The sequence below is a fragment of the Luteibacter pinisoli genome (assembly GCF_006385595.1).
Taxonomy (GTDB): domain Bacteria; phylum Pseudomonadota; class Gammaproteobacteria; order Xanthomonadales; family Rhodanobacteraceae; genus Luteibacter; species Luteibacter pinisoli.
This window is the reverse complement of the sequence record NZ_CP041046.1, coordinates 2,305,097-2,317,365: the sequence shown is the minus strand read 5'-3', so window position 1 is coordinate 2,317,365 and position 12,269 is coordinate 2,305,097. Positions and strand designations below refer to the sequence as shown.

Here is a 12,269-nt window from a genome sequence, read left to right as displayed (position 1 = left end):
CAAGCCATGCGCTACCTCGCCATCGCCGGCCTGACCCTGCTTGCCGGCTGCGCCACCCAGAACGAACGCCACGTCGGCATCCACGATGTCCTGTCGAGCACCACCTTCGCCTACCAGAACGCCACCGATGGCGACGCCACGCTGACCGTCGTCCGCGACCAGGGCCTGTGGGGCGCCGGCTGCTCGAGCGCCGTGTATGTCGATGACAAGGTGGTCGCGGACATGGAGATCGGCCAGCAGCTGGTGCTGCATGTCCCCTCGGGCAGCCGCAAGCTCACCGTGATGCCGCATGGTGCCTGCAGCAGCGACCGCGTCGACGCGGATGCCACCGTGGGCCAGGGCGAAACCAAGACCTTTTCGATCCCCGCCAGCGGCGTCGGGCTGACGGCCGCGGCGCCCCCTCCGCCGCCGAAGGCCTGACCTTTCAGAAAATCCTTGTCATTGGCGGCGTGAAGGCGCAAAAATCGGGCCATGACCGCATCACGCCGCCAGCCCGGAGAGCCGTAACATGCATCGGCGCATCGTGGGCCAGTACTGTGTCGAGGTACGCACCCTCCGCAATGCCACGGGCTTGTGGAAGTCGGCGTACATCGTCGAGCTGGCGCATGCCGGCCCGCGTGACTTCGTCATGATCACGCTACTGGACGAATTCCTCGATGAGCGCGCCGCGGTGGATGCCGCGATGGAAAAGGGTTGCCAGCACGCCGGATGGCTCGCGGCGGCCCGCAACGCCTACTCGGGCTGACGTGACCACGGCGGGCACCTCGCCGTAACGCCTCCGCGACGATCCCGCACCTACGGTCCAGCCATGGAGGGCAGCGTGCCTTCCCATGGCGGAGCGCTCCCCTGGTGCGGATTATCTTCTACCTCCCGTACAACGCCTCGCCCCGCGGGCAGTGGATCGTCCGCCGCAATGCCGACCTTGCCGGGCAGTTCGCCACGCGCGATGAGGCCCTGACCCATGCGCACCTCATGGTGGGCGCGTTCCGAGCCCTGCCGGGCAACGAGGCGGAGCTGAAGATCGAGGACGAAAACGGCAACTGGCGCCTCGATGCCGCCTCCAGCGAGGCTTCCGCACGCTAAGCGGCGACGCCGTCGCAGGATCTGAGACAGGGGCGGGGGATAAACGGACCCCATCCCTCGTCGTCGACCCGCCATGGCCGCCTACCTGCAAGCAAAGCGCACCGACGAGGCCGACGCCGTCCTCGCCAACCTCCACGACGGCCGGACGCTGGCCCACCGCCTGACCGACAAGTACAGCGATCGCGTCGCCTCGGCCTTCACCGTGTTCGGCCGCGAGGGGCGCTTCGTGCCGTTGCCGGCGGACCTGCCGGCACCGCTGGCCCGCGCGCTGTCCGCCCGCGGCATCGACCGGCTCTACTCGCACCAGCAGGAGGCCTGGGATGGCGCGCGTGCGGGTCGCAACGTCCTGGTCGCCACGCCCACCGCCTCGGGCAAGACGCTTTGCTACACGCTCCCGGTGGTCGCCTCCGTCCTGGAATCCGGGGCCAAGGCCCTGTACCTGTTCCCGACCAAGGCGCTGGCGCAGGACCAGGTGTCCGAGCTGCTGGAACTGAACCGGGCAGGGGACCTGGGCGTGAAGGCGTTCACCTTCGATGGCGACACGCCGGGCGATGCCCGCCAGGCCATCCGCCTGCATGGCGACGTGGTGGTGAGCAACCCGGACATGCTGCACCAGGCGATCCTGCCGCACCACACGAAGTGGGCGCAGTTTTTCGAGAACCTGCGCTACGTCGTGATCGACGAGATCCACAGCTATCGCGGCGTGTTCGGCTCGCACCTGGCCAACGTGTTGCGCCGGCTGAAACGCATCTGCGCGTTCTACGGCGTGCGCCCGCAGTTCGTGTTGTGCTCGGCCACCATCGGCAACGCCCGTGAGCATGCCCAGGCGCTGATCGAGGACGAGGTGCTCTCGGTGCTGGAAAGTGGCGCGCCCAGCGGTGACAAACATGTCTTGCTGTGGAATCCGCCGGTGGTCAATCCCGACCTTGGCCTGCGCGCTTCGGCGCGATCGCAGACCAACCTGATTGCCCGGGTGGCGATCAAGGCGAAGATGAAGACGCTGGTGTTCGCGCAGTCGCGGCTGATGGTCGAGGTGCTGACGAAGTACCTGAAAGACGTGTTCGACCATGACGTGCGCAAGGCGCCGCGGATCCGCGCTTATCGCGGTGGCTACCTGCCTACCGAGCGCCGCGAGGTGGAGCGCGAGATGCGCGCGGGCAACGTGGATGGCATCGTCTCCACCTCCGCGCTGGAGCTGGGCGTGGATATCGGCAGCCTGGATGCGGTGGTGCTCAATGGCTACCCGGGTTCGATCGCCGCGACCTGGCAGCGCTTCGGCCGTGCCGGGCGCCGCCAGCAGCCGTCGCTGGGGGTACTGGTGGCCACCAGTGCACCGCTGGACCAGTACCTCATGAGGCATCCGGCCTTCCTCACCGAGGCCAGCCCCGAGCATGCGCGGATCCAGCCGGACCAGCCGCTGATCCTGCTCGACCATATCCGCTGCGCCGCGTTTGAGCTGCCCTTCATCAGCGGCGACCCGTTCGGCCCGAACGACGCCGAGCCTTACCTGCAGGTGTTGCAGGAGTCCGAGGTATTGCATCGCGAGGGTGAACGCTGGGAGTGGATTGCCGACAGCTATCCGGCCAACGCGGTGAGCCTGCGCTCGGTGGCCGACGGCAACTTCGTCGTCGTCGATCGCACGGAAGGCCGGCAGCGGATCATCGCCGAGGTGGACTACTCGGCGGCGGCGCTGACCCTGTACGAAGGCGCCATCCATATGATCCAGAGCGTCCCCTACCAGGTGGAACGGCTGGATTGGGAGGGGCGCAAGGCGTACTGCACGCGCACGCATGTCGACTACTACACGGATGCCATCGACTACACGAAGCTCAAGGAGCTGGAGTGTTTCGACGACGCCGGTGCGGGTGAGGGCACGTCGCGGCACGGGGAGGTTCACGTGGTGCGCCGCGTGTCCGGCTACAAGAAAATCCGCTACTACACCCACGAGAACATCGGCTACGGGCCGGTGAACCTGCCAGACCAGGAACTGCATTCCACGGCCGTGTGGTGGCAGCTGCCGCAAGGCGTGCTCGATGACGTGTTCCGTTCGCGGCAGCACGCGCTGGATGGCTTCCTGGGCGCGGCGTATGCCTTGCACACGGCGGCAATTGTCGCCGTGATGGCCGAGCCACGCGACCTGCAGAAGGCGGTCGGTTCGGGCGACGGCGGCTGGTCGGCGCAGGTAGATGCCGGCGGGCGGGGGCAGATCCGCGCGCCGGATGGCGAGCTGGCGCTGCCGGATGCGTTCGAGCGCTTCCTGCCCACCGTCTACCTTTACGACAACTTCCCGGGTGGCGTGGGCCTGAGCGAGCCCTTGTTCCGCCGCGCGCCGGAACTGGTGCGCCATGCCCTGGCCACGGTCGAGGGATGCGAGTGCAAGGCGGGTTGCCCCGCCTGCGTCGGGCCGGTGCTGTCGGCCGATGAACACCGCGACATCACGCCGAAGGCGCTTGCCGCCAAGGTGCTCCAGCTGTTTGGAGCGCAGGCGTGAGTGATCTTGCCGCGAAGCTGGCTGCCCTGCGCAAGCAGGCCGGTGCGGCCATGGGCGCGGCGACGCGCGCGGTACAGGCGCCCGCGAGGGCGACTTCGGTGGATCTGGACGCGCTCCGCCGCATGGCCGGCGTGCGCGATCGTGTAAGCCTGGGGCTGGTCCGCGCCATACCCTCGCGGCCCGTCACCCGCGAGGTTCCCGGTGATGAACTCGCTCCCGGTCTGCGTTACCTGGAACACCACAGTGCCTGGCCCGAGCCGCCGGACGAGTTTGACCTCAGCTTTGCCCGCCTGACGACCGCGCGACGCGAACACCTGCTGCACTTTGATACGGAAACCACGGGCCTCGCCGGTGGTACCGGCACGCGTGCCTTCATGATCGGCGCAGCGGACTGGTTCGGCGGGCGCCTGCGCGTACGCCAGCTCTATCTCACCAGCATGGCCGCGGAAACGGCGATGCTCAGTGAGTTTTCCCGCTGGATCCATGCCGATACGGTGCTCGTGAGCTACAACGGCAAGTCGTATGACGCGCCGCTCCTCTCCACGCGCTACCGGCTTGCCCGGCTGGCCAATCCGCTCACCGGGCTTACCCACGTCGACCTGCTGCACCCCATGCGCCGTCGCTACAAGGCGGTGTGGGAGAACTGCAGGATGCAGACGGCCGAGCGCAAGTTGCTGCAGATCGTCCGCGAGGATGACCTTCCCGGATCCGAGGCGCCGCGGGCATGGCTCACCTACCTGCGTGGCGGCTCATCCACGGATCTGGTCCGCGTGGCTGAACACAACCTGCAGGACGTGCGCAGCCTGAGTGGATTGCTGGTGGATGCCCACGGCTGGGCGGCGCGTGATGCGCAGGCCCTTTCGCTGGCCGGTGACGAAAAATAGACGTGGCTCCGAGCACGCTGCGGGATGCCTTATCGTCCAGGAGACCAGGCGATGAACGAAGCGACGAAGCCTTGCGATCACGTGGGCTGCGGCTGCCAGGTACCGGTATCGCGCGAGTACTGCAGCGAAGCGTGCCGCATGGCGGCGGAAGAACAGAATGTCGGTGGCGCGTGCGAGTGCGGCCATGCCGCCTGCCAGCAGCGGCACTGAAGCACGAGGAGACAGCGCCATGACCAACGACGGTAAGCAGCAGACGCCGGGCTACAAGGAGGAGAACCCGAAACCGCGCACCGGTAAGGAGCATATTCCGGGCGAGGGGCATCCTAAGGAGCACCAGAACATGCCTAAGGAGAAGCCGGGGAAGCAGGGGAGCTGAGGCGCAGCCCTGGAGGGGTTTCGCGAACGGCGTCGCGCACAGGGTGCGCTCCAACGAGGAGCGACCTGGGCGCGACGTTTTTGCTTGGTGTTACGCGGCCTTGCGGAGGAGGCCGCCGATGCCGGCGGTGGCCGTCTCGAGGGCCTGGGCCTTGTGCTCATCACCCATGGCCACGCCTTCGGCGCGGACGAACTCGATGTCGGTGACGCCGAGGAAACCGAACACCGCACGCAGGTAGGGCTCCTGGAAGTCCATGCCCGCGGCCGGGCCAGCGCTGTAGATGCCGCCGCGGCTCGAGGCCACGATGACGCGCTTGCCACCGGCCAGGCCCTGCGGGCCATTCGCCGTGTAGCTGAAGGTCTTGCCGGCGACGGCGATGCGGTCGATCCAGGCCTTCAGCGAGCTGGTGATGCTGAAGTTGTACATCGGGGCGCCAATGACGACGACGTCGGCAGCCAGGAACTCTTCCATCACCTTTTCCGCTTCCGCGGCATTCGGGTCGTTCTCACCGGCCGGCAGGCCCCAGTGGGCGAGCGGGGCGGCGTGCAGGTCACGGTAGGTGACCTCGGTGCCCGGGTGGTGGCTGACGAACTCGGAAACGATGGCCTGGGTCAGGCCGCGCGAGACGGAATGGGCGCCCAGGGCGCTGGCGTCGATGTGCAGGAGTTTCATGGCGGATCCTCGTTCGTTGGTCCCGCCGCTAGCGGGAATGGAGAAAAGGTACGCCTCGGACAATCAATTGATTAGTCGGCATGGAGTAGACTGATTGTTCTGATTAGGAAACAACCGAGGCATGCCGTGATGGAAGGCGCCCTGCAGGACCTGAACGACCTCTATTTCTTTGCCTCCGTGGTCGAACACGGGGGCTTTTCCGCCGCAGGGCGGGCCCTGGGCATCCCCAAATCGCGTCTTTCCAAGCGGATTGCCCAGCTGGAAGACCGCCTCGGCGTGCGCCTGCTGCAGCGAACCACCCGCCGATTCGTGGTCACCGAGATTGGCGAGCGCTTCTACCAGCACTGCCGGGCGGTGCTGGAAGAGGCCAAGGCGGCCCAAGACGCCGTGGACGAGCTGCGCACCGAGCCCCGGGGCGTGGTCCGGATCAGCTGCCCCATCTCGATCGCCCAGAACATCGTCGGCCCCATGCTGCCGGCCTTCCTGCTCGAGCACCCCAAGGTGCAGGTGCGCCTCACCGCGACCAATCGCCGGGTGGACCTGATCGGCGAGGGCTACGACGTGGCCGTGCGCGTCCGCGAGAAGCTGGATACGGACGCTACCCTGGTCCTGCGCAGCATCGGCTACGCGCGCAGCCTGCTGGTGGCCAGCCCGAAGTTCCTGGATAGCCACGGCCGGCCGAAAACGCTGGAGGAACTGGCCCAGCTGCCGGCGCTCAGCATGTACGAGCACGAAGGCGCCCAGGTCTGGGAGCTGGTCGACAGCGCCGGTAAGAAGGCCGCGGTGGAGGTCAAGCCGCGGCTGGTGAGCGGCGACTTCACCGTGCTCATCGCCGCCGCCGTGCAGTGCTGTGGCGTGGCCCTGCTGCCGGAGGATTACTGCGCGCCCATGCTCTCCACCAAGCAGCTGGAGTGGGTGCTGCCCGAGTACACCACCGCCCAGGGCACGCTGCATTTCGTGTACCCGAGCCGCCGCGGGCTGCTCCCGGCCGTGCGCAGCTTCGTGGACTTCCTGGCCGAGCGCCTGCCCAAGGCCCAGGCGGAATTCCACAAGGATTGCGAGAAGGTGGCGGCGGACCCGGGCAGCAGGGGGGCGATCGCCATGCGCCGCATGTTAGGATCGGAAGATACGGCGGCGTTTGGCCGTCCAAACGAATAAGGGCGTTCGATGCAGATCGAAACCAAGCTTCCCAAGGTCGGTACGACCATTTTCAGCGTCATGAGCCAGCTTGCGCTGGAGCACAAGGCCGTGAACCTCGGCCAGGGTTTCCCGGACTTCGAGCCGCCGGAGCCGCTGCGCGAGGCGATCACCCGGGCCATGGCCGAGGGCAAGAACCAGTACGCCCCCGGCGTCGGCATCGCGAAACTGCGTGAGCAGATCGCGCTGAAGACCGAGCGCCTCTACGGCCACCGGGTGAGCCCGGATACCGAGGTGACGGTGACCTCCGGTGCCACCGAGGCGCTGTTCTCGGCCATCGCCGCCGTGGTCCGCGCCGGTGACGAAGTCATCGTGTTCGACCCGTGCTACGACAGCTACGAGCCGGCCATTGAACTGCAGGGCGCCACCGCGGTGCACATCCCGCTGGAGCTGCCCTCGTTCGGCATCGACTGGCAGCGCGTGCGCGAGGCGATCACGCCGAAGACGCGGATGATCCTGGTGAACTCGCCGCACAACCCGTCGGGCGCCGTGCTGTCGCGTGCCGACCTGGACGAACTGGCCGCGATCGTCCGTGATACGCCGATCATCGTGCTGTCCGACGAAGTCTATGAGCACATCGTGTTCGACGGCGCCGAGCACCAGAGCGTGCTGCGCCACGAGGAGCTGGCGGCGCGCAGCATCGTCGTGTCGTCGTTCGGCAAGACCTACCACTGCACGGGCTGGAAGGTGGGCTACGCGGTCGCGCCCAAGGCGCTGACGGCCGAGTTCCGCAAGGTGCACCAGTACCTGACGTTCTGCACGTTCAATCCCGCGCAATGGGCCTTCGCCGAATTCCTTGAATCCACGCCCGAGCATTACCTCGAGCTGCCCGCCTTCTACCAGGCCAAGCGCGACCGCTTCCGTGAGTTGCTGGCCCCGTCGCGCCTGAAGCTGCTCGACGTACCGGGCGGCTACTTCCAGCTGGTGGATTACAGTGCGATCCGCGACGTGGACGACATCAATTTCAGCGAGTGGCTGGTGCGCGAGGGTGGCGTGGCCGCCATTCCGCTCAGCCCGTTTTACGAGACCGCGCCGGACACCCGCCTGGTGCGCCTGTGCTTCGCCAAGAACGACGCCACCATGGAAGCCGCCGCGGAGCTCCTGTGCAAGCTCTGACCGTCACCCTGGTGCAGGGCGCCACGCGCTGGCACGACGCGCCGGCGAATCGCGAGTACTACGGCCGCCTTGTGCGCGGGGCGCCCAGGAGCGACCTCATCGTGCTGCCGGAGACCTTCCTCTCCGGCTTCACCAACGACACGCTGGGCAACGCGGAGACCATGGATGGCGAGGGCGTGGCCTGGGTGCGTGCGCTGGCCAGGGAAGTGGACGCGACGATCACCGGCAGCCTGGTGATCCGCGAAGGCGAGACCGTCTACAACCGCCTGGTCTGGGCGTCGCCGAATGGCGACCTCGCGTACTACGACAAGCGCCACCTGTTCCGCATGGCCGGCGAGCACACCCGCTACGGCGGCGGCCGCGAGCGGCTGATCGTCGAGCTGAAGGGTTGGCGGATCCTGCCGCAGGTCTGCTACGACCTGCGCTTCCCGGTGTGGCTGCGCAATGGCCGCAACGAAGCGGCTGAGGGCGGCATGGATTACGACCTGTCGCTGTTCGTTGCGAACTGGCCGTCGCCGCGCCGTGGGCCGTGGCGCACGCTGCTGCGTGCCCGTTCTATCGAGAACCTGGCGTACACGATTGGCGTCAACCGCGTGGGCGTGGACGGTAACGACCACCCGTACGCGGGCGACAGCGCCGTGATCGATCCGGTCGGCGAAGCCCTCGTGGAGCTCGGCGCGCAGGAGCAGGTAGTGACCATCGCCATCGATCCGGCCCCGCTGCTGGCCCACCGCGAACGCTTCCCCGCCTGGATGGACGCCGACCGCTTCTCCCTGCACGACGACTGATGCCGCCGTCCCGCCCTCGCTATTTCGCGGGGGCGAACGGCACGGCCGGGCCGATCTTCGCGACCTTGCGCCACGTGGCCAGTTTGTCGGCGATACCCGCGCCCACGTCGATCTGCGGTTCCGACGGCGTCACCGCATCGCGCTTTTCCCAGCCGGCGATCTCGGTCCTGGCCTGGTCGAAGGCCTGGACGAAGTCCGGCGTGGCGTTCAGCCCGTCGGCAAGCCAGGCGTGGCCAAAGTAGGTGATGTCCGAATCCGAGCCACAGCCGAACGACGTGCGATCCGTCCGCGCCGAGGTCATCACCAGGCTGCCGGCCCCGCGCAGCTTCGGTACGTAGCCGCCCGAGTAGCAGGCGTTCACCACCACGACCTTCCAGCGGAAATCGTGCCGGGCCAGGATCTGCGACAGGCCGTCCGGGTCGAGCTGGTCGAGCGGAATCGGATCCATGTCCACCAGCAGGCTATGGTCACTGCCGCCGTGCGTGGCGATGTACACCAGAAGGATGTCGTCCTTGGGGTTCATTACCCTCGCGAGGCCGTCCAGCGCGCTTTCGAGGTTGCTCCAGCTTGCCAGGGGGCGCGTCGCCAGGGTATCGGGGTTGTTCTCCAGCACGAGCGTGTGGCCCGGGCTGCCGAAGCGCGTGCCCATCAGCTTGTCGAGGTACTCGGCCTCGTTACGGAAGACGTCCTCGGAGGCGTCGCCGCCGAAGGCCACGGCATACACGTTGGGCTTGCCGGGGGTGCGCTTGGCGAGCTTGCCCAGGGCCGTGCGCATGGCTTCCGGTTGGGACGCGAACACCTGTTCGGGCGTCGGCGCGTTGTCGGGCCAGTTGCCGACGTCCAGCTGGAGACCCTCGTCGTCCGCGGCGTCGTCGGCAGCGGCCACGGTGGCGGCCGGCGCCGGGCGGGCAGGGGGCGCGCTGCTGCCGGCCACGGCAGGCGTGGACGCAGGGGCCGGCGGGCGCGGCGCCACCGAGGTCATGACCGGGCGCGGCCCGAAGCCGAGGACGGCGGCGGTCAGCAACGCGCCGGCGATGAAGCCGGCGAGCGTGTAGATCGCCGTCCGGCGACCGGGATCAAGGCTGGATGGCATCGAAATCCGCCACGGCGGGGTGGCCTGCGTCGGTCATCGGCAGCGGCGGGCGCACCAGGTGGGTCGTGTGCATGCCGGCCTCGCGGGCGGCGTCCAGCTCTTCGCGGATATCGGAAAGGAACAGCACCTGCGCCGGCGCCAGTCCGATCGCCTCGGCGATGAGGCGATACGACTGCACCTCGCGCTTGTGGCCGGTCTGGGTGTCGAAATAGCCGGAGAACAGCGGGGTCAGGTCACCGTTTTCGCTGAAGCCGAACAGCAGCTTCTGCGCCGGCACCGAGCCCGACGAGTAGACGTACAGCTTCAGGCCCTGCTCGTGCCACGCCTTCAGGCGGCCGGCCACTTCCGGGTACATGTGCGACACGTAGGCGCCGGACTCGTAGCCTTCGCGCCAGATCATGCCCTGCAGGGCCTTCAACGCCGTCGACTTGCGGTCTTCGTCAATCCAGCGGATGAGCAGGTTGATGATCTCGCCGCGCGTGGCCTCGACGATGCCCGCCTCTTTGGCGGCCTCGTGCAGCCAGTGCTGGACCTCGGGCTCGTCGGTGTGGGTTTCCACGTAGGCCGGCAGGTGCTGGCGGGCGTAGGGAAACAGCACGTCCTTCACGAAGTCGATCGAGCTGGTGGTGCCCTCGATGTCGGTGAGGACGGCGCGGATATCAGACATGGGAAAAGCCTGCGGATCGGGGAATCCGCAGGATAGCCGAGCCCGGGTGCCTTTACGACGTGACGGGTGCCGAGGGGTGCGGATCCATGCGCGGAAAACGCTCCGCGATGTCCTCGCCGGTGAAGCTGGCGACCCAGCCCTCGACGTTGGTGAACAGGCGGATCGCCACGAAGTACGGCGAGACGCTCATGTCGAACCAGTGCGGGGTGCCGTCGGGCACGCCGATCAGGTCGCCCTGTTCGCACAGCACCTCGTAGACCTTGCCGTTGATGTGCAGGGTGAACTGGCCGGCGCCGGCGACGAAGAAGCGCACTTCGTCTTCGCTATGGGTGTGCTCGTTCAGGAATTTCGAGCGGAAGGCGGCCCGGTCCGGGTGGTCCGGCTTCAGGCTGATCACGTCCACGGCCTGGTAGCCGTTTTCCTTCATCAGGCGGTCGATGTCGCCACGATAGGCGGCGATCACTTCGTCCTGGCTTGCACCGGGCTCGATCGGCTGGCTGGCTTCCCAGGCTTCGAAGCGCACGCCCACGTCGCCGAGGGCTTTCGCGATCGCAGCGTGGTCGGTCATGACCGCCAGCGGGGCGTCATGGTGGGCATCGTCGTAGATACGCAGACGGCTCATGGGGAAAGCCTCCTCAGGTCGAGTTCGCAGCCCAGCAGGAATTCCAGCGCCTCGAGATGGCGGCGGGTCTCCGCCATGTCGCGGCCCCAGGTGTAGATGCCGTGGCCGTTGATCAGGTAGGCGTAGAGCGGCTTGCCGCTGTCGATCCAGGCGTCCACCTGGGCTTCGAGTTCCGGCATGTGCTGGGTGTTGGGGAAAACGGGGATCTCCAGCACGCTCTCATGCGTGGTGTAGCCGGAGATGGCCTTCTGCAGCTCCCACCCTTCCAGGCGGATGCGGCCTTCGTTGGCGAACAGACGCGAGGCCACGCTCTGGGTGCGCGAATGCGTGTGCAGCACCACATTCGCCTCCGGGTAGCGCTTATACACCTGGGTGTGCAGGCCGGTCTCGGCGGAGGGGCGCGAATCGCTGCCCACGGCCTTGCCGTCCATGTCCACCACCATGATGTCATCGCGCCCCAGGCGGCCCTTGTCGCGGCCGGAGATCGTGATGGCGGCGAGGCCGTCATCCAGGCGCATCGAGAAGTTGCTGCTGGTCGCGGGCGTCCAGCCGAAGGCGGCCAGGTCGCGGGCGGCATCGGCAATGGCGTCGGCGCGGGTGGCCAGCAGGGCCGGATCGAGGTGGTCGAGGGTTTTTGTCATGGGTTTGGACGTCTAAATCAGGGGGCGACTATACCATGGGGGTGTGACCGGCCCGGGTAGCCGGCCGCCCGGCGAAAATGCGAACCATTCCTTTTTTGGCTTTTGCGTAGGATGGAGCGCATTCCCCGCAAGAGGCATGTTCATGGCAGAGAATGACACCCACAACATCGAGGGTCGCCGCCGATTCCTCAAGGCCGCCGCAGGTTCCGTCGCCGCCGCGACCGTGCTTGGCACCCTCCCGCGCCGCGCCCAGGCCCAGGACCTCCCGCACCTTTCCCCCTCCGACCCGACCGCCTCGGCCCTGAAGTACGTCGAGGACGGCAGCAAGGCGCAGGGCAAGAAGACGGCCAGCGACGCCTGCTTCAACTGCAACTTCTACCAGGGCAAGGCGGGAGCCGCCTGGGGGCCGTGCCAGCTGTTCCCGGGCAAGGCGGTGGCGGCGAAGGGCTGGTGCGTGTCTCACGCTGTCATGATCTGACCGGTTCGGTGGTCCGGAGCGATCCGGCCCCGGAAAACAGAAAGGCCAGCCCCAGGGCTGGCCTTCTTTTTTGTTGGAACCGACAAAAATGCTGCCCAAGCGCGCCAGGCCGAGGAGCTGACCCGCCTGACGCGCCGGGCGGCAATCCGGGGCCCACTGCC

At 67.5% G+C, this 12,269-nt stretch carries 16 protein-coding genes; 11 read left to right on the top strand and 5 right to left on the bottom strand.

The window, feature by feature from the left end; translation table 11 throughout:
- Positions 1 to 6 precede the first annotated feature (6 nt).
- The 7 genes from FIV34_RS10520 to FIV34_RS20945 all read left to right on the top strand — a co-directional run bounded on the left by FIV34_RS10520 (position 7) and on the right by FIV34_RS20945 (position 4,834).
- Entirely contained in the window at positions 7 to 420 is a 414-nt protein-coding gene (locus FIV34_RS10520; RefSeq protein WP_139982480.1) for a hypothetical protein, read from the top strand.
- 88 nt (positions 421 to 508) lie between these two features.
- On the top strand, positions 509 to 745 hold the full coding sequence (locus FIV34_RS10515; protein ID WP_139982478.1) for a hypothetical protein: 237 nt from the start codon (positions 509 to 511) through the stop codon (positions 743 to 745).
- Positions 746 to 849: 104 nt separating this feature from the next.
- Complete coding sequence (locus tag FIV34_RS10510; protein WP_139982476.1) at positions 850 to 1,083, top strand: hypothetical protein; 234 nt, start codon at positions 850 to 852, stop codon at positions 1,081 to 1,083.
- A gap of 73 nt (positions 1,084 to 1,156) precedes the next feature.
- Positions 1,157 to 3,574 (top strand): DEAD/DEAH box helicase, encoded by a 2,418-nt coding sequence (locus FIV34_RS10505; protein WP_139982474.1) that lies wholly within the window; start codon positions 1,157 to 1,159, stop codon positions 3,572 to 3,574.
- Positions 3,571 to 4,458, top strand: coding sequence for a ribonuclease H-like domain-containing protein (locus FIV34_RS10500; RefSeq protein ID WP_246058595.1), 888 nt, complete (start codon positions 3,571 to 3,573; stop codon positions 4,456 to 4,458). The genes FIV34_RS10505 and FIV34_RS10500 overlap by 4 nt, the downstream gene beginning before the upstream one ends.
- A 51-nt stretch (positions 4,459 to 4,509) precedes the next feature.
- On the top strand, positions 4,510 to 4,668 hold the full coding sequence (locus tag FIV34_RS20950; RefSeq protein WP_170207575.1) for a hypothetical protein: 159 nt from the start codon (positions 4,510 to 4,512) through the stop codon (positions 4,666 to 4,668).
- Between the two features lie 19 nt (positions 4,669 to 4,687).
- Complete coding sequence (locus tag FIV34_RS20945) at positions 4,688 to 4,834, top strand: hypothetical protein (protein ID WP_170207574.1); 147 nt, start codon at positions 4,688 to 4,690, stop codon at positions 4,832 to 4,834.
- Positions 4,835 to 4,924: 90 nt separating this feature from the next.
- On the opposite strand, the gene FIV34_RS10495 is transcribed toward FIV34_RS20945, so the two are convergent.
- Positions 4,925 to 5,506, bottom strand: coding sequence for an FMN-dependent NADH-azoreductase (locus FIV34_RS10495; protein ID WP_139982472.1), 582 nt, complete (start codon positions 5,504 to 5,506; stop codon positions 4,925 to 4,927).
- Positions 5,507 to 5,635: 129 nt separating this feature from the next.
- Between FIV34_RS10495 and FIV34_RS10490 the strand changes: the two genes are divergently transcribed.
- Genes FIV34_RS10490 through FIV34_RS10480 form a run of 3 tightly spaced genes read left to right on the top strand, consistent with a single transcriptional unit; the run spans position 5,636 to position 8,607 of the window.
- Complete coding sequence (locus tag FIV34_RS10490; protein WP_139982470.1) at positions 5,636 to 6,664, top strand: LysR substrate-binding domain-containing protein; 1,029 nt, start codon at positions 5,636 to 5,638, stop codon at positions 6,662 to 6,664.
- A 9-nt stretch (positions 6,665 to 6,673) separates the two neighbouring features.
- Positions 6,674 to 7,819: a pyridoxal phosphate-dependent aminotransferase gene (locus tag FIV34_RS10485; RefSeq protein WP_139982468.1), complete on the top strand. Its 1,146-nt coding sequence runs from the start codon at positions 6,674 to 6,676 to the stop codon at positions 7,817 to 7,819.
- Entirely contained in the window at positions 7,807 to 8,607 is an 801-nt protein-coding gene (locus FIV34_RS10480; protein ID WP_139982466.1) for an amidohydrolase, read from the top strand. The genes FIV34_RS10485 and FIV34_RS10480 overlap by 13 nt, the downstream gene beginning before the upstream one ends.
- 19 nt (positions 8,608 to 8,626) lie before the next feature.
- Here FIV34_RS10480 and FIV34_RS10475 read toward each other — a convergent pair whose 3' ends face one another.
- From FIV34_RS10475 to FIV34_RS10460, 4 genes are read right to left on the bottom strand one after another with little or no spacing between them, the layout of a single operon-like run.
- A complete protein-coding gene (locus tag FIV34_RS10475) occupies positions 8,627 to 9,700 on the bottom strand; it encodes a C13 family peptidase (protein ID WP_246058594.1) in 1,074 nt (357 codons plus the stop codon).
- A complete protein-coding gene (gene mtnC, locus FIV34_RS10470; RefSeq protein WP_139982464.1) occupies positions 9,684 to 10,367 on the bottom strand; it encodes an acireductone synthase in 684 nt (227 codons plus the stop codon). The genes FIV34_RS10475 and mtnC overlap by 17 nt, the downstream gene beginning before the upstream one ends.
- Before the next feature lie 52 nt (positions 10,368 to 10,419).
- Positions 10,420 to 10,989, bottom strand: a complete 570-nt coding sequence (locus FIV34_RS10465; RefSeq protein WP_139982462.1) for a 1,2-dihydroxy-3-keto-5-methylthiopentene dioxygenase — start codon at positions 10,987 to 10,989, stop codon at positions 10,420 to 10,422.
- Positions 10,986 to 11,630, bottom strand: a complete 645-nt coding sequence (locus FIV34_RS10460) for a methylthioribulose 1-phosphate dehydratase (RefSeq protein ID WP_139982460.1) — start codon at positions 11,628 to 11,630, stop codon at positions 10,986 to 10,988. The genes FIV34_RS10465 and FIV34_RS10460 overlap by 4 nt, the downstream gene beginning before the upstream one ends.
- Positions 11,631 to 11,772: 142 nt before the next feature.
- Between FIV34_RS10460 and FIV34_RS10455 the strand changes: the two genes are divergently transcribed.
- Positions 11,773 to 12,108 (top strand): high-potential iron-sulfur protein, encoded by a 336-nt coding sequence (locus tag FIV34_RS10455; protein ID WP_139982458.1) that lies wholly within the window; start codon positions 11,773 to 11,775, stop codon positions 12,106 to 12,108.
- Positions 12,109 to 12,269 lie beyond the last annotated feature (161 nt).